This is a genomic window from Kribbella orskensis (genome assembly GCF_004342085.1).
GTDB lineage: Bacteria > Actinomycetota > Actinomycetes > Propionibacteriales > Kribbellaceae > Kribbella > Kribbella orskensis.
The window spans coordinates 953414-970044 of sequence record NZ_SLWM01000001.1; the positions used below are offsets into that span (position 1 = coordinate 953414).

The following is a 16631-nucleotide window of genomic DNA, read 5'->3' on the forward strand; positions in this document are numbered from 1 at the left end:
GCACCGTCAGATTCTCGTGGTGCAACCCACCTGGTGGAGGGTTGACCCCTGAGCGGTCCGCCCGCGGCGGCGGCAGGTGCGCCGACGGATGGGGCGCGGGCGGGTTACCAGATCTTGACGCGGTCCTTGGGGGACAGCCACATGTCGTCGTCCTCGCTGACGCCGAAGGCGGTGTGGAAGGCGTCGATGTTGCGGACGACCGCGTTGCAGCGGAACTCCGGCGGGGAGTGCGGGTCGATCGCCAGCCGGCGGATCGCCTCGGCCTCGCGGGCCTTGGTGGACCAGCCCAGCGCCCAGGCGAGGAAGAACCGCTGGGCCGCGGTCAGGCCGTCCACCGGTGCCGGCGATTCCCCGCCGTCCAGGGACAGCTCGTAGGCGACGTACCCGATCGAGAGGCCGCCGAGGTCGCCGATGTTCTCGCCGAGCGTCAGCTCGCCGTTCACCTTGTTCCCGGGCGCGTCGGTCGACTCCAGCGCGTTGTACTGCGCGACGAGCCTCGCCGTCCGCTCCTCGAAGGCGGCCCGGTCCGCGTCGGTCCACCAGTCGTTGAGGTTGCCGGCGCCGTCGTACTTCGAGCCCTGGTCGTCGAAGCCGTGACCGATCTCGTGCCCGATCACCGCGCCGATCGCGCCGTAGTTCACCGCGTCGTCGGCCTCCAGGTCGAAGAACGGCGGCTGCAGGATGGCGGCCGGGAAGACGATCTCGTTCATGCGCGGGTTGTAGTACGCGTTCACCGTCTGCGGCGTCATCAGCCACTCGGTCCGGTCGATCGGCTGCCCGAGCTTGGCCAGATCCCGTGCGGTCTCCACGGCGACCGAGCGGCGCACGTTGCCGACCAGGTCGTCCGCCTGGACGTCGAGCCCGCTGTAGTCCTTCCACTTGTCGGGGTAGCCGATCTTCGGCGTGAACGCGCCGAGCTTGTCCAGCGCCTGCTGCCGGGTCTCCGGACCCATCCAGTCGAGCGCGTCGATCCGCTGCCGGTAGGCCTCGACGAGATTGGCGACCAGCTCGACCATCCGGGCCTTGGCGATAGGCGGGAAGTGCTCGCCGACGTACAGCTGGCCGACGGCTTCACCCAGTGCGTTCTCGACGACGTCCACGCCGCGCTTCCAGCGCTCCCGCAGCTCCGGCGCGCCGGTCAGGGTCTTGCCGTAGAAGCTGAAGTTCTCGTCGACGAAGGCCCCGCTCATCAGCGGGGCCGCGTTGCGTACGACGCGCCAGCTGAGCCATTCCCTCCAGTGCTCGAGCTCCACCTCGCGCAGTACCTCGGCGGCGGCCGTGAGGTAGTCGGGCTGGCGGACCACCAGCTGCTCGAACGCGCTCTCCGGTACGCCGGCGTTGGTCAGCCAGACGGACCAGTCCACTCCGGGGGTCAGCGCCTCGAGCCCGGCCCGGTCGACCTTGTTGTAGGTCGCGGAGACGTCGCGGTTCCTGACCCGGTCCCAGTGGCCGCCGGCCAGCCGGGTCTCGAGCGCGAGGATCCGGTCGGCCGCCGCGGTGGCGTCCGCCAGCCCGGCCAGGTCGAGCATCCGCGCCAGGTGCGCGACGTACGCCGTCCGCACGTCGGCGAAGTTGTCCTCGCGGTAGTACGACTCGTCGGGCAGACTGAGGCCGCCCTGGGTCATGTACACGATGTACTCGTCGGACTTCTTCGCGTCGATGTCGACGCCGTAGTAGAAGATCCCGGGCACCCCCTGGAGCTCCAGCGCGCCGAGCGCGGCGACGAGGCCGCCCAGGTCCTTGATGGACGCGACCAGCTCGAGCTGGTCCGCGATCGGGCCGGCGCCGAGCCGCTCGATCGTGTCCTCGTCCATGAAGCTGGTGTAGAGGTCGCCGATCTTGCGTGCCTCGGTGCCCTCGGGGTGCCGGTCGGCGGCGGTCTGCTCGACGATCCCGCGGACATTCTTCTCGGCGGTGTCCAAGAGCGCGTGGAAGGCGCCGTAGATCGCCTTGTCCGCGGGAATCTCGGTCCGCTCCAGCCACGGTCCGTTGGCGTACCGGTACAGATCGTCCTGCGGCCGGACCGTCGTGGACAGATCCGAGATATCGATCCCTGCTGTCATTCCTGCCGTGCTCCTCTGCTGCGTGCGAGCGTCAAAACCACTGTCGGCGACAGTACCCGGTGAGCGGTCGCGGAATGAGTGGAGATCGGCCGGATCGAACCGTTCAGGTCTGCTGCCCGTTCACCTATTGTTGAATGCACAACCAGCCGCTGCGTCGGCTTTCGGGGGCGTCGAGGCGGCTCAGGTATCCACTGGAGGACACCCGCCATGCAACGCCCACTGCCAAGTCAGGTCGGCCGCGTGCTCGCTGCGACTCTCGGCCTCCCCGCACTGCTCCTAGGCAGCCTCACCGCCTCCGCCCTCACGACTGGCGCCGCCACCGGAGGCCCCGCTGTCGGTCCAACTGTCGGCTCCACCGTCAAGACCAGCGTCGACGACGGCGAGTGCGACAAGATCAGGTTCGGCACCACTGAGGCCAACGCGACAACCAGCGGATCGACGATGGCCGGCACGGTCGCCTACACGCCCGCGAGCCACCCGGTCCGCTTCCCGACCCACTTCGACCTCCCGGCCGGCTTCCAGCCGGAGGGCATCGCGATCGACCGCGACAAGGCGTACTTCGGGTCGCGGGTCGACGGTGACATCTACCAGGCAGATCTCCGGACCGGCAACGGCCGGGTGATCAGCCAGGGTCCCGGCACCGCGTCGCTCGGCATGAAGGTCGACCAGCGCGGCCGGCTGTTCGTGGCCGGCGCGGCCGGCGGCGACGGCCGGGTGATCGACACCCGGACCGGCAAGGTGCTCGCGAGCTACAAGTTCACCACCGCGACGCCGACCTTCGTGAACGACGTCATCCTCAGCAAGGACGCGGCCTGGTTCACCGACTCGCGCCAGCCCGTGCTCTACAAGGTCCCGCTCCGCCGCGACGGCACACTGCCCGGGCAGTCGGCGGTCCGGACCGTCCCGCTGACCGGTGACTACCAGCACGACGCGGCGGGCACCAACGCGAACGGGATCTCCCTCACCCCTGACGGTCGGGCGCTGATCATCGTCCAGTCCGTGACCGGGCTCCTGTTCCGGGTCGACCCGCGCACCGGCGCCACGAAGCAGGTCGACCTCGGCGGACTCCTGATGACCGCCGGCGACGGCCTGCTGCGCTCCGGCGACACCCTGTACGTCGTACAGAACCGGCTGAACCAGATCGCCGTGCTGGACCTAAACAACTCCGGCACCAGGGGTCGGCAGCTCCGGACGATCACCAGCACCGACTTCGACGTACCGACCACCGCGGCGTTCTTCGGCAAGCGCATCTACCTGCCGAACGCCCGGTTCACCACGCCGCCAACCCCGACCACCCCGTACTGGGTAACGGCGGTCCACCGCTGACGGGGGTTCTGCTCTGCCCTCCACCCCGGAGGGCAGAGCAGAGTGCGTTTCTCAGGAGACCGTGCGGAGGTTGCCGCGGGCGGCGGCTTTCAGGCGGCTGCCGCAGGAGAGGCGGACGGAGTAGCCGGCCGGGATCGACAGCGGCTCGCCGGTCTGCGGGTTGCGGCCGGTGCGCGGCGCGCGCAGTACCCGCTCGATGCTCAGCAGGCCGGTCAGCGAGACCTTGTCGCCCTTGTGCACGGCCTCGGTGACGACGTCGCCCAGCGCGTCGAGGACCTTCTCGGCCTGGTTCCGCGGGATGCCCGCCTTGGCTGCCACGCCGGCGACCAACTCGTTGCGATTCACGGCTCTCCTCAGACTCGTACCGCCCGGCCGATACCCCAATCGTCGGCCCGATCAGTCGGGAAAGACCTTAACCGAAATGATTGTCGTTAGCGAGAGCGGTCCGGAATACGGGCGGTCAACGGCCGCCTGCGGCCGTCGGGTCAGAGGCCGTCCTGGTCGTGCCAGTGGTGCTGCCAGCGGGCGTCGACCGGGGCGGTGCTGAGTTGGTAGCGGATGTCGGTCGACAGGCGGGCGGTTCCGTCCGGGTCGACGTTGTCGAGGGCCGCGTGGACGGTGTGGGCCGTGTGGATGACGACGTCGCCGACCTCATAGTCGGTGACCAGCCAGCGCGCGTCGTACTCGTCGGCCAGTGACGGCAGATCGGCCGTGATCGAGGCGGCCGGGCGCTTCAACGTGCCGGCGGCCTCCTCGCGCAGTACCCGGTGGTGACTGCCCTCCAAGTAGGTGAGCCCGCCGAGCGTGACCGGACAGTCCCCGAGCGGGATCCAGGCCGACAGAACGCGATCCGTGCCCTCGCGCAGGTAGACCAGGTCGTAGTGCGCCTGCGTGGCGAACCCGATCCCCCGTTCTCCGGGTGATGTCTGCCGGATGATCTTCCGCTTGTGCAGAAACGTCTCACCGCCGAGGAACCACTCGAACCACCCTCGCAGCGCCGGCTGCGTACAGAACGCCGCGTACTCCAGCCCGGGGACAACCTCGCCGAACAACACCTTCCGGAAGGCAGCCCGCTCCACGGCGCCCGCGGTGCGTTCGAAGTAGTACTTCCTGAACCCCAACACCTCCTCGGGATCCAGCAGGCCGCGCAGGAACAAGTAGCCGTCGCGCACCAACCGCGCCCGCAACGCCTGGCGATCGTCACGCTCTTGGTCCGGGACAGCCTCCAACTCGCCCAACCGCCCCGCGGACTCATCCAGCACATACCCATTGGAAGTCAGCACCGTCCCATTCCAGCGGCTCTCCACCTAGCTCGTGAATGGACTCGAGCGGTCAGTTCTTGGATTCTTGTCAGCATGGCCAACTGGTCGATCTACTTCACACCAAGCCAAGCCCAGCGAGAACTTGGACTTTTCTGCCTAGGAGCCGGCGAACAGGAGAACCGGCCTGGCGCCAGCCCCGAACGTGCTCTCGGCTGCCACGCCCTGGTCCTTGTCCGCCACGGCCGCGGCCACCTCCTGCACGGCGCAGACCGGGTGCTGCACGAGGTGGAGGCGCCTGCGCTGCTGTGGCTCTTTCCTGGCGTCCTGCATGGCTATCGCCCGTCCACCCGCTGGCAGCAGTCGTGGACCTTGTTCGGCGGTTCGGCTGCCGAAGCGCTCACCTCGCTCGGCTACCTGGACGCGGCACACCCCGTACGCCGGTACGCCGACTCCCGGGCTGTCGAAAGAGCTTTCGCCAAGGTCCTCCGGGTCACACGCGGCGGCGAGCGCAGTACCGACGTACAGGCTGTGGCGGCTCTGTTCGAGCTCATCGGCGTCGCTGCGCAGGACGAGTCGGGCGAGGACATCGTCGAGCGGTTGCGGGGGTTGGCCTGCCGTCCGCTGTCGATCCAGCAGTACGCCGAGGCGCTGCGATTGAGCGTGCACCAGCTGCGGGAAGGTGTCCGGTCAGCGGCCGGGGTGACGCCTCAGGAGGTGATCTTGACCACGCGGCTGAACACGGCGAAGGCGTTGCTGGCGGAGACGGACGCGCCGGTGGCGGCGATCTCGCGGGAGGTCGGGTACGAGGATCCGGCGTACTTCAGCAGGTTGTTCACCTCCCGCGTCGGGCAGTCGCCGCGCGCGTTCCGGCGGATCGGTTCGCTCGCGGGGTCGAAATCGTCCTTTTGATCGAGGCGATGCCCAGCCACGGTCTGAAAGTATCGGGTTAAGACCCTTCGGGCGACTGACGCGGGAACGACCCATGGTTCGCTACGGTCGACCCATGAGTCAACCGCAGCCCATCGATCAGCGCTTCGTCAGCCGGACGCCTGTCCGGCCGCCCAAGAAGCGGCGCAACTGGTTCGGCCGGATCATCGGACTGATCGTCCTGCTGTTCCTGCTGGTGCTGATCAGCGTCCCGCTCTACGCGTGGGGCAAGATCGACAAGGTCGACGCGATGCCGGCCGGCGAGCGCCCGGCCGAGACGCCCGGCACGACCTACCTGCTGGTCGGGTCCGACAGCCGCGAAGGGATGACCCCGGCCGAGCGCGCCAAGCTGCACACCGGAAACGCGGCCGGCCAGCGGACCGACTCGATCATGTTGCTGCACGTGCCCGAGTCCGGACCGACCGCACTGATCAGCCTGCCGCGGGACAGCTATGTGCGGATCCCGGGCCACGGCTGGAACAAGATCAACGCCGCGTTCGCCTTCGGCGGCCCGAAACTACTGATCCAGACCGTCGAGGGGGTCACCGGGCTGCGCGTCGACAACTACGTCGAGATCGGCTTCGGCGGCTTCGCCTCGATCGTGGACAGCGTCGGCGGCGTCAAGATGTGCTTGCCCAAGGCAATGAAAGACAAGGATGCGCACATCAACCTGCCGGCCGGTTGCCAACAGCTCGACGGCGAGAACGCGCTCGGCTACGTCCGCGCCCGCAAGTCCGACCCACTCGGCGACCTCGGCCGGGTGCAGCGGCAGCGCGAGATGATCGGCGCGATCGCCGAGAAGGGGGTCTCGCCGGCCACCATCCTGAACCCGGTCCGCTACTTCAAGCTCGGCACCGCCAGCGCCGACGCGCTGACGATCGACGACGGCACCGGTCCGCTCGACCTGTTCAAGTTCGCCCGCGGCATGAAGGCGGTCGCCGGCGGCGGTGACGGGGTCACGCTGACCGTGCCGATCTCCGACAACAACCTCAGCACGCCACACGGTTCCGCGGTCAAGTGGGACAACGCCAAGGCGAAGGCGCTTTTCCAAGCGCTGAAGGAAGACAAGACCAGCGGCCTGAAGGCGAGCTAGTGTCCCGCGTCGGACGGTGGCGCCGATTGCTGGTGCAGTGAGCCGGATGTTCCTTGGTGCTTGCGGCACGGATGGCGGAGGACGGTAGGTGCTTGTCCTGGTCCACCTGGTCGTTAGCCTCGGGATGGTGGTGATCGTCCCGCTCGGCCTCGGCCTGGTGGACCTGCCAGGCAGTACTACGGTCCGCCGCTGGTGGCTCGTGGTCGCAGTGCCCGGCGTGGTGTCGCTCTGGCTGGATCGGGGAGCACTCTCGATCACGCTGGCCTCGATCTACCTCGCCGGGACGCTGGCGCTCGCAGTACTGGCTGCTGCTGACCTCCTGCGGCGGAAACGCCTGCGGGCGCGGGAGATCGCTCTGTACACCGCACTGGTGACTCCGTCGATCGCGGCGTTGTCGCTGGTCGCGGAGCGTTCGTCGTACGAGTTGTTCGGCTTCAGCCTGACGGTGTTGTCGTTGACGGTGGCGCACTTCCATTTCGCGGGGTTCGCCGCGGCGTTGATCGCCTGCCTGGTGGTGGCATCCGCCAGTGGGCGGCGGCGACCGCCGCGGCGACCAGCGTGCCGTTGGGAACGGGGATCGTGCTGCTCGGGTTCTTCCTCGGTGATCCCGTCGAGTTGCTGGGCGCCGCAGTACTGACGGTTGGCATGTGGTTGGTCGGGTGGGCGCTGTGGCGGCGATCCCGGGAGGCCGCGGATCGGGTCGGCCGGGTGTTGTTGACGGTCTCGGCGTCGGTGCTCGCGGTGACGATGTTGCTGGCGCTCTCGTGGGCGCTCGGTCACGTGGTCGGCACGCCGAACCTGCCACTGGAGTGGATGGTGGCCACGCATGGCCTGGCCAATGCGGTTGGCTTTGCGTTGTGCGGGTTACTGGCCTGGCAACGGGTGAAGGAGAAGGTCGGATGAAGCTGGCGGATCTCGCGGGGCTCAGGTTCAGCTACGACGTGGTGGGGTCGACCCGGTTCGACGAGACGCCGCCCGGCTACCACCGGCTCGAGCTGCGCACCCGGATCGGCGATGGCGACGAGTTCTTCCGTCGCGCGGGCGAGGCGCTGATGACGTGGAAGATGCACAACAAGGCCGGCGTCCGGATCAAGGCCACCGACACCCCGGCCGTGATCGGCGCGAACTCCCTGGGGCGGCTCGGCATCGGCTCACTCGGCCTGCCCGTGCTGTGCCGGGTGGTCTGGGTCGTCGACGAGCCGGACCGGATCGGCTTCGCCTACGGGACGCTGGAAGGTCACCCGGAAGCCGGCGAGGAGTCCTTCCTGGTCACCCGCGAACCGGACGGCATCTACTTCACCCTCCGCGCCTACAGCCGCCCCGCCACCTGGTACACCCGCCTCGGCGGCCGCGCCACCCGCACCGCCCAATCCATCTTCGCCCGCCGCTACACCACCGCCCTCCGCCGCCTCGCCACCCGCTAGCCAGAGCCAGCCGACTCCGGCCGAACCACCTGAACCGGCTGAGCAAGGCAGAGCCAGGCGACTCTGGCCCGAACCACCTGAACCGGCTGACACCCCGCCCCCACTCAACGCCCGTCCGCGCTAGAAGCGGCTGGAAGTGGTGGGTTCGGACACCAAACGGGGACCTTGAACAAGAAATGACGTGTCCCCGGTCCCGACTTCTTGTTCACACTCCCCACAGCCACACCCCTCACATCGGCTGGCGAACGGCCTGAGACAACGCAAAGGCCCCGCAAGCTCATACCTTTGCGGGGCCGAGTCATTTGTACCAAGCGACTCAAACCGCGCAAGTGACCAACACACCAACAGAAGAAGGCGATCCAACAGTGGGGCGTCATCGACCCCATCGCCCAGGGTCGCCCGGTGGTTGCAGTTGTGGTTGCAATCAGGGTCATCTTGCTCAGCCCACAGCGCTCGCCCCATGCGATCGGCAGCGTCACGTGCCAGCCGATTTGAGACCTGAGGGTCGGCCGGCCACAGTACCTCGGGTTCACTCATCGGAACCGTCCAGGAAGCGCCGCGCCTCGGCCAGCCCACCGTCCCAGTCGGCGCGCACCTGCGCCCTCAACGCCGGAACCACGTAGTCGAGTGACCGGCGACCCTCGCGACGGTTGAACACATGCAGCCCGGCCGTTCCGAGAACCACTGCGAGGACACCGCTCAGCTCATGGTCCGGGTCCGCACTTCCCAAGTAGAGGGTGCGTGCTTCAGCCTCTGAGATCCGGAGACGACCGACGAACAACAGCACCACTTGCCGACGGTTGCCGCCGACGAGAAGTGCCTCGAGGCGCGGCGCCGTCGACCAGTGCTCGTCGAGTCCGGGGAACTCCTCGTCCAGTTCCCTGCGCATGACGCCCCGGACGTCGAGCACTCCGTCCACCACGTCGACCGGCGTTGCGCCGCCACCGATGAACTTCACCTTGCCCGCGCTCGACGAGGTCTTCCCGACATCAGCAAGGAGCGCACGTCCGTCGCTGGTGATGGGCAGCACGTTGACCGCAACCGGGCAGCAGGTGTCGGCCGCCGGGAGATCCTGTTCGCGGTTGGCCAGGTAGTGGGCGAAGGTGGTGCAGCCCAGGTCGCCGACCCAGCGTCCCTCAGTGGAACGCAATCCCGACAGGGACAGCAGTTCACCGTTGTGAAAGGTGGGATTGTCCCTGACCTTCTCGGTCCAGGTACGGTCGACGACCACCCGACCCTCGGCGCTCAGGGAGATCTCTCCCCGGACGATCAGATCGAGATCGTGATCGATGGTGAACACCCTGGCGGTGGACGTGCTTGTCATGCACAGGTACCAATCGATGTCGTAGCGGTAGTTGATCTGCCGGTCCACGCTGCGGACGAGACGGCGCGCGTGTCCGGCTCAGAGGGAAGAGGAGTCGACGCCGGCCGCGCGCGGATTCGCAGACGAAGCGGTGCGACCGTTGAAAAGCTCCGCGTGGACGACCTTCGCCTCAGGGCTGGTGCGGAGCTTCCCGACGATCTTGCCGCTGGCGTTCCGGTGGCCGGGGAACATCCCATAGAGGTTGGCAGGCGTCAGGCTAAAGGGGCCGGTGGCTCCGGTGGCACCGGAGTCAGCGCGGCCACGGCCGCCTCCAGTTCGTTGATCGCGACCTTGATCTCGTCCAGGTGCGGCTGGATCTCCGTCAGCGCGGCGTCACCGGCCCTCGGCGCGGCGTGGGTCAGCAGCGTGGAAGCTGCCGAGGTGTCACCCGACTCTGGGGTGGACACGTCGGCGATCTGCGTCCCCCAGACATCAGAGGCAACCCCTTCGACAGCGATATGAAGTGCGGCTACTGCGGTGTTGACAGCCGCCACAGCGGTGATGATCGAGTTCAGCTTCGTCGTGTGTGTTCCGAGCGTCGTGTTGGCGGCGTTGATGCTGTTCTGCAGGGCCGAGTAGCGCTGGCCCTCGGTCCCCGCTGATGAGAACGTCGCCTGGAACTTCGCGTCGATGTAATCCTTGAGTGCCTCTACGTCTGCAGCTGACATGTGGTCCTCCGACAAGGTGCGAGCGAGCGTGATGATGGATGGGATTTGGTTGATTCGAACCTGACCCGGACACACCTTGCCGTACGAGGTCGACCACAGCTCGCCACCCGCGACCCGGTACGGATCGACGCCCTGCCGGTGGTAGCCGACGCCGTTCGATTCCGGACGTGAGTTCGGCATGGCCTGGATCGGGATGTTGTGGATGCGATGGCACTCGGCGATGATCCAGGCGAGGCGCTTGACCATCGTCGCCGGCCACGGGTTGTTCAGGTCGTCGCCGACACCACCCTGGGTCTCGATGCTGATCAGGCTCGGGTTGCCCTCAAGGTTCGCGGGGGCACGGTACTTGGTGTCAACGTACTGCTCGAAGTCGGCCATGCCGTTGGTGTTGCCGGTGCTGCGTACGTAGAAGTGAGAGGTCGGGTTCCCCGGCTGGTTGAAGTAGTTGTAGAGCGAGGCTGCGTTGCTGACGGCGATGTGCAGGCAGACGCCGCGGTCAGTGTTGACGCGAAGAGTGGTGTGACGGGCGACGATCTTCACGATCGCGCCGGACAGAATCGCCATGGTCTAACTCCCCTCAGTTGGGGGCACCGTACAGAGGTGGCGGTTCAGGCAGATTGATGTCGTGTTCCCGGGCGATCGCGACGGCCTGCCGACCCCAGAACGCGTGGATCGCGAGCTACTCCCCTGCGCCCGCAGCATCCGGTGGTTCTCCTCGACCTGGGTCTGCACCGCCTCGACCCTCAAGAGCCCGCGAGAGCTCCCGCCACCATGACACGTAGGTGTCAACCATCGCTCGGCCGACCACCCGCCAGTAAGGCGGTTCGGCACGATCTACGGGCCGGGCTTCAACGGGCAGCATCACGAACCAACTAGCCGCGGTGTGCAGCAACCAGCACAACCAGGGTCTACCAGCAGCCAGCCACCGACTGCACTTGGATGACGCCGGCCAACCTCTCCACACCGGGGTTCGCTACTAGTAGGAAGTGGTTGCCGGCTGGTTGCAGTTCACCCACGTCTGAAGCCGTTCGAGCAGGTCGGCCACCAGTGAACCACCCCGGCACCTCCTGTCGCGGCTGTGGGATCCGCGTCGGGGGCTCGTTCGATGGGCTGGAGATCCGGTCACCACCTCCCCGGATGCGGGAGAAGGGGCCGAGATGGGAGGCTTGGCCGGGTGAGCGTGAAGACGTTGAACGAACTGGTGGCTCCGGACTGGGCCGAGGCGTTGGCTCCGGTCGAGGAGAGGGTGTCGCGGATGGGCGAGTTCCTGCGCGGCGAGATCGCCGCCGGGCGGCCTTATCTGCCGGCCGGGGAGAACGTGCTCCGGGCGTTCACCCAGCCGCTGAACGAGGTGAAGGTGCTCATCGTCGGGCAGGACCCGTACCCGACGCCGGGCCACCCGGTCGGGCTGAGCTTCTCGGTCGCGCCGGACGTCCGGCCGATCCCCCGCAGCCTGCAGAACATCTACCGCGAGCTGATGGCGGACGTCGGCGTACCGGCTCCTTCCAACGGCGACCTGACGCCGTGGGCCGAGCAGGGCGTGCTGATGCTCAACAGGGTGCTCACCGTGCAGCCGGGCAAGTCGGCCTCGCACCGCGGCAAGGGCTGGGAGGCCGTTACCGAGCAGGCGATCCACGCGCTGGTGAAGCGTGGCGGACCGCTGGTGGCGATCCTCTGGGGCCGCGACGCACAGACCCTCAAGCCGATGCTCGGCAGCACGCCGTACATCGAGAGCGCGCACCCGAGCCCGATGTCCGCCGACCGCGGCTTCTTCGGCTCGCGCCCCTTCAGCCGCGTCAACGAACTCCTGGTGCAGCAGGGCGGCACACCTATCGACTGGCGTCTCCCCTAGGACAGCCATAGGACTGGACGGCTCTAGGACGACACAGCCCTGGACGTGCCGGTCCAGCCCGTAGCGGCAGCACTGGCTCGTTCCAACTCCCGAACGGAACGCTTTCCCCAGTCGCGTCGGCCCTCTCACCGGGCGGCAACTTAGCCCACCCTGACTTCACCGGTCCGGCGATCGAACCGAGCGATCGATTGACACCTGCCCGGCTGCCGCCGTACGGTCTCGCGGTAATAGGAAACTTTCCTAACAGTGGCGGGGACAGCAGCCGGTTGACCAGTCAGCAGCGTGGTTCGGAGTTTCGGAGCCGGAGGGAGGGCAGGGTTAGCTCATGGCCAGCACACCCGGTACACCCCGCCTGCTCCGCGCGATGAACGACCGCGCCGCACTGGACCTCCTGCTCGCCCAGGGCCCACTGTCGCGCACCACTCTCGGCAACCTCACCGGCCTGTCCAAGCCGACCGCCTCCCAGCTGCTCGCGCGGCTGGAGAGCGCCGGACTGGTCCGGGCCAGCGGCACCAGCGCCGGCCGTCCCGGCCCGAACGCGCAGCTCTACGAGATCAACGGCGGCATCGCGTACGTCGCGGGCCTGGACGTCACGCCGACCCGGATCCGCTCAGCCGTCGCGGACCTGACCGGCAAGGTGGTCGGCACCTCCGAGCTCCCGACGCCCGGCCGGAGCGCCAAGGGCACGGTCGAGCGCGTGGTGAAGGCGCTTGACGGCGCTCTGGGTGAGGCCGGGCTGAGCAAAGACCGCCTGCACCGGGTCTCGATCGGGACCCCCGGCGGCTTCGACCCGACCACTGGGCGGCTGCGCTACGCCACGCACCTGCCGGGCTGGCACGCGCCGCGCCTGCTGGAGGAGCTGGCCGCGGCGATCGCAGTACCGCTCGAGGTCGAGAACGACGTGAACCTGGCCGCGGTGGCCGAGCAGCGCGTCGGCCACGCGCACGACAGCGCCAACTTCGTGCTGCTGTGGGGCGAGGAGGGCATCGGCGCGGCGATCGTGATCGAGGGCCGGCTGCTCCGCGGCGCCACCGGCGGTGCGGGTGAGGTCGCCTTCCTGCCGCTGCCCGGCACCCCGCTGGTCCGCAACGTCGGCCGCAACAACGCCGGCGGCTTCCAGGAACTCGCCGGTGGCGAGCCGGTGCTCGCACTCGCCCGCGCCAACGGCCTCAAAGCCCGTACTCCGGAGGCCGCCGTCGCCGCCGCGCTCCAGACACCCGGCGCGGGTGACACCGTGCTGACCGAGTTCGCGCATCGCCTCGCGGTCGGGCTGGCCGCCATCGTCGCGGTCGTCGACCCCGAGCTCATCGTGCTCGCGGGCGGCGTGATCACCGCCGGCGGCGAGCGTCTGCGCGGCCTGGTCCAGGACGAGCTCGCCGAGCTCGCCGTACCGCGGCCGCGACTGCTGATGACCGCGATCCCCACCGACCCGGTGCTGACCGGGGCACTGCAGTCCGCCCTGAGCGCCACCCGTGACGAAGTCTTCGACACTGCCGGTATGCCGACCGGGGGCAGCGCCGACTAGCCCCTGCTGGTGATGGCGCCGGTGATCAGCTTGTTCCTCTTCGCCCAGAAGGCCTTTATCGAAGGCGTCACTCTCACAGGGGTCAAAGGATGAAACTCACAGTCGTAGGCGGCGGATCCACTTACACGCCCGAACTCATCGACGGCTTCGCCCGGCTGCGCGACTCGCTGCCGGTCTCTGAGCTGGTCCTGGTCGATCCGTCGGAGGACCGGCTAGCGCTGGTCGGAGGGCTGGCGGAGCGGATCTTCGCGAAACAAGGCCATCCGGGCCGGATCGTCACCACCTCGAACCTGGACGAGGGGATCGACGGCGCGGACGCCGTACTGCTGCAGCTTCGCGTCGGCGGTCAGGCCGCCCGGAACAAGGACGAGACCTGGCCGCTCGAGTGCGGTTGCGTCGGCCAGGAGACCACCGGCGCCGGCGGCCTGGCGAAGGCGCTGCGCACCGTCCCCGTCGTACTGGACATCGCCGAGCGGGTCCGGCGGACCAACCCGGACGCGTGGATCATCGACTTCACCAACCCGGTCGGGATCGTCACCCGGGCGCTGTTGTCCGAGGGCCACAAGGCGGTCGGGCTGTGCAACGTGGCGATCGGGTTCCAGCGGCATTTCGCCCGGCTGCTGGGGGTTTCGCCTGAGCAGGTGGCGCTCGACCACGTCGGGCTGAACCACCTGACCTGGGAGCGCGCCGTCCGCGTCAATGGGGAGAACGTGCTGCCCGAGTTGCTGACCTGCCATGCGGCTGAGCTCGCGGACGGCCTGCACCTGCCCCCCGAGTTGCTGCTGCAGCTCGGGGTCGTTCCGTCGTACTACCTGCGTTACTACTACGCGCACGACGCGGTGGTTCGGGAGCTGCTGGACAAGCCCTCGCGCGCTGCCGAGGTCGCCGCGATCGAGAAGGAACTGCTCGACCTCTACGCGGACCCCGCACTCGACGAGAAGCCCGCCCTGCTGGAGCGACGCGGCGGCGCCTACTACTCGGAGGCTGCTGTCGCGCTGGCTTCGTCGCTGCTGAACGACACCGGTGACGTCCAGGTGGTGAACACCCTCAACAACGGGGCGTTGCCGTTCCTCCCCGACGACGCGGTGATCGAAGTACCGGCGACCGTGGGAGCTACCGGTACGACGCCGCTGTCGATCGCGCCGCTGGAGCCTTTGTACGCAGGCTTGGTCGCAAACGTCACGGCGTACGAGAATCTTGCTCTTGAAGCGGCTGTGAAGGGTGGTGCGGACAGAGTGTTCACCGCATTGCTGGCGCACCCTCTGATCGGGCAGGTCGAGTACGCGAACGCCCTCACCGACAAGTTGCTCGCGCACAACCGCGAGTACCTTCCGTGGGCGTGACGATGGCCGTCTCCGACGACGTGGTCCTGCCCCTGGTGCCGGGCGGCGTCCTCGCCTTCGATGCCGGCAACAGCAAGACCGACGTCGCCCTGGTTTCCGCCGACGGCACAGTCCTCGGTACTGCGCGAGGCGGTGGCTTCGAGCCGCACATCGTCGGGACGTTCGCGGCGGTGGAGGGTCTGGCTCCGCTGGTGGCCGCCGCGGCGCTCGAGGCCGGGCTGGTGATCGGCGAGGTCCCGCTGGTGCAGCAACTCTCCGCGTGCCTGGCGAACGCGGACCTGCCGATCGAGGAGGAACGGCTGGCCGAGGCGTTCGAGTCCTTCGGCTGGGCGAACTCGGTGTACGTCACGAACGACACCTTCGCCCTGCTGCGCGCGGGGGTGGACCAGCCGCGGGGCGTCGCGGTCGTCTGCGGCGCCGGTATCAACTGCGCCGGCCTGCTGCCGGACGGCCGTACCGCTCGCTTCGCCGCTCTGGGCAAGATCTCCGGGGATTGGGGCGGTGGGCTAGAACTCGCGGACGAGGCGTTCTGGGCGGCCGCCCGCGCCGATGACGGGCGTGGTCCCGAAACCGCCTTGTCCACGGCGCTTCTGGCGCACTACGGGGTCGATTCGGTGGCGTCGCTGATCGAGGCTCTCCACCTCGGTGACATCCCGACCGTCCGTCGCCTGGAGGCAGCGCCGCTGCTCTTCCAGGTCGCCGCGGCCGGTGATGCGGTAGCGGCCGACCTCGTACTCCGCCAGGCCGAGGAGATCGTCTCGATGGCGGTGGTCGCCATGCGCCGCCTCGACCTGCTCGACGAACCCACTGACGTGGTCCTCGGCGGCGGCGTCCTCACCGCCGGCCACCCTCTCCTGATGGAGACCGTCGTCCGGTTGCTGACCGAGTCCGCCCCTAAGGCGATTCCTCGGCTTGTCGACGTACCGCATGTGGTCGGCGCCGCCCTCCTCGGCCTGGACCACACCGGCGCCGCCCCCACCGCCCACCAAACCCTCCGCTCCACCTACGCCTCGACGCCGGCCGCCTAAGCACCCGTTCTGATCCGACGCCATTCCGCCCCCCTTCTAGCGGTGCTTGGCCGCTAGGAGTGTGGCGTTTGTCGTGGGTTTTCAGGCGGGCTTTGCGAGGTGTTCGTGGTCGATGCGGCTGCGGGCGGTGGCGGTCGATGGTGGCCAGTGCTTGTCGTGTCTCGGTGGGGGCGGGGGGTGGCGGCGAGGAGGGGGCTGAGGAGGCGGTCGTGGACTTTGGTGGAGATGATCGCCACTCGTTGGCCGATCGGGAAGAGCACCGTGCCGATCGGTCCGTCGGGTGTGAGGTCGTAGGTGTTGGTTCCTTGCCGTCGCTGGATGAGCTGGTCGAGGCGGCGGCGGGCTCGTTGACCGTCGCCGTCGCCATAACCAGGCTGCCCCGCGCCATGACACCCACGCCAGCCCCGCACTCGGCGGTCAGAGGCGAAGCCTCACCGCCTCCTCTGGGGGCTTCGCTGCCTCCTCGGGGGGTTCGCCCACTGTTCTGACAGTGGGCGAACCCCCACGGCACGGGCGGAGCACACTCTGCGGCTGCGCGGGCGAGGTTTCGCGCCCTCCGGGGGTGCGCTAGTGCTTCTGGGGGTTCGCTGCCTCCTCGGGGGGTTACCCACTGCTCTGGGGGTTACCCCACTGTTCTGACAGTGGGCGAACCCCCTCGGCGCGGGCGGAGCACACTCTGCGGCTGCGCGGGCGAGGTTTCGCGCCCTCCGGGGGTGCGCTAGTGCTTCTGGGGGTTCGCTGCCTCCTCGGGGGGTTC

Annotated in this window: 13 protein-coding genes and 1 pseudogene; 9 read left to right on the plus strand and 5 right to left on the minus strand. The window is 68.4% G+C overall.

The features are described from left to right. Positions 1–104: 104 nt before the first annotated feature. On the minus strand, positions 105–2063 hold the full coding sequence (locus EV644_RS04630; RefSeq protein WP_132333248.1) for a M13 family metallopeptidase: 1959 nt from the start codon (positions 2061–2063) through the stop codon (positions 105–107). Positions 2064–2270: 207 nt separating this feature from the next. On the opposite strand from EV644_RS04630, the gene EV644_RS04635 reads away from it, so the two are divergent. After that, positions 2271–3389 (plus strand): SMP-30/gluconolactonase/LRE family protein, encoded by a 1119-nt coding sequence (locus EV644_RS04635; protein ID WP_132333250.1) that lies wholly within the window; start codon positions 2271–2273, stop codon positions 3387–3389. A gap of 51 nt (positions 3390–3440) precedes the next feature. Here the strand turns inward: EV644_RS04635 and EV644_RS04640 are convergent, their stop codons facing one another. Continuing rightward, the gene (locus EV644_RS04640) at positions 3441–3734 is read right to left on the minus strand and encodes an HU family DNA-binding protein (RefSeq protein WP_132291282.1); all 294 of its coding nucleotides are present in this window, start codon (positions 3732–3734) and stop codon (positions 3441–3443) included. A gap of 140 nt (positions 3735–3874) precedes the next feature. Then, positions 3875–4672 carry a phytanoyl-CoA dioxygenase family protein gene (locus tag EV644_RS04645; protein ID WP_132333252.1) on the minus strand — a complete coding sequence of 266 codons (798 nt, stop codon included), beginning with the start codon at positions 4670–4672 and terminating at the stop codon, positions 3875–3877. Positions 4673–4744: 72 nt separating this feature from the next. Here EV644_RS04645 and EV644_RS04650 point away from each other — a divergent pair, with 72 nt between their 5' ends. From EV644_RS04650 to EV644_RS04665, 4 genes and pseudogenes are all read left to right on the plus strand, one after another. Next, positions 4745–5560 carry a helix-turn-helix transcriptional regulator gene (locus tag EV644_RS04650; protein WP_132333254.1) on the plus strand — a complete coding sequence of 272 codons (816 nt, stop codon included), beginning with the start codon at positions 4745–4747 and terminating at the stop codon, positions 5558–5560. 94 nt (positions 5561–5654) lie between these two features. Continuing rightward, a complete protein-coding gene (locus EV644_RS04655) occupies positions 5655–6671 on the plus strand; it encodes an LCP family protein (protein ID WP_132333256.1) in 1017 nt (338 codons plus the stop codon). Positions 6672–6795: 124 nt separating this feature from the next. After that, positions 6796–7574, plus strand: a pseudogene (locus tag EV644_RS04660) (YndJ family protein). Further along, complete coding sequence (locus EV644_RS04665) at positions 7571–8095, plus strand: DUF1990 domain-containing protein (RefSeq protein WP_132333258.1); 525 nt, start codon at positions 7571–7573, stop codon at positions 8093–8095. Before EV644_RS04660 ends, EV644_RS04665 begins: the two are co-directional and overlap by 4 nt. A gap of 529 nt (positions 8096–8624) precedes the next feature. Here EV644_RS04665 and EV644_RS04670 read toward each other — a convergent pair. Further along, positions 8625–9467 (minus strand): hypothetical protein, encoded by an 843-nt coding sequence (locus tag EV644_RS04670; RefSeq protein WP_132333260.1) that lies wholly within the window; start codon positions 9465–9467, stop codon positions 8625–8627. 203 nt (positions 9468–9670) lie between these two features. Further along, on the minus strand, positions 9671–10690 hold the full coding sequence (locus EV644_RS04675) for a peptidoglycan recognition protein family protein (protein WP_132333262.1): 1020 nt from the start codon (positions 10688–10690) through the stop codon (positions 9671–9673). Between the two features lie 610 nt (positions 10691–11300). Here EV644_RS04675 and EV644_RS04680 point away from each other — a divergent pair. The 4 genes from EV644_RS04680 (at position 11301) to EV644_RS04700 (ending at position 15874) form a co-directional block, all read left to right on the plus strand. Beyond that, positions 11301–11978 carry a uracil-DNA glycosylase gene (locus tag EV644_RS04680; protein ID WP_132291309.1) on the plus strand — a complete coding sequence of 226 codons (678 nt, stop codon included), beginning with the start codon at positions 11301–11303 and terminating at the stop codon, positions 11976–11978. Positions 11979–12303: 325 nt separating this feature from the next. Further along, on the plus strand, positions 12304–13503 hold the full coding sequence (locus EV644_RS04685; RefSeq protein ID WP_132333264.1) for an ROK family transcriptional regulator: 1200 nt from the start codon (positions 12304–12306) through the stop codon (positions 13501–13503). A gap of 89 nt (positions 13504–13592) precedes the next feature. After that, on the plus strand, positions 13593–14846 hold the full coding sequence (locus EV644_RS04695; RefSeq protein WP_132333266.1) for a 6-phospho-beta-glucosidase: 1254 nt from the start codon (positions 13593–13595) through the stop codon (positions 14844–14846). A gap of 2 nt (positions 14847–14848) precedes the next feature. After that, on the plus strand, positions 14849–15874 hold the full coding sequence (locus EV644_RS04700; RefSeq protein WP_132333320.1) for an N-acetylglucosamine kinase: 1026 nt from the start codon (positions 14849–14851) through the stop codon (positions 15872–15874). The last annotated feature ends 757 nt before the right edge of the window (positions 15875–16631 follow it).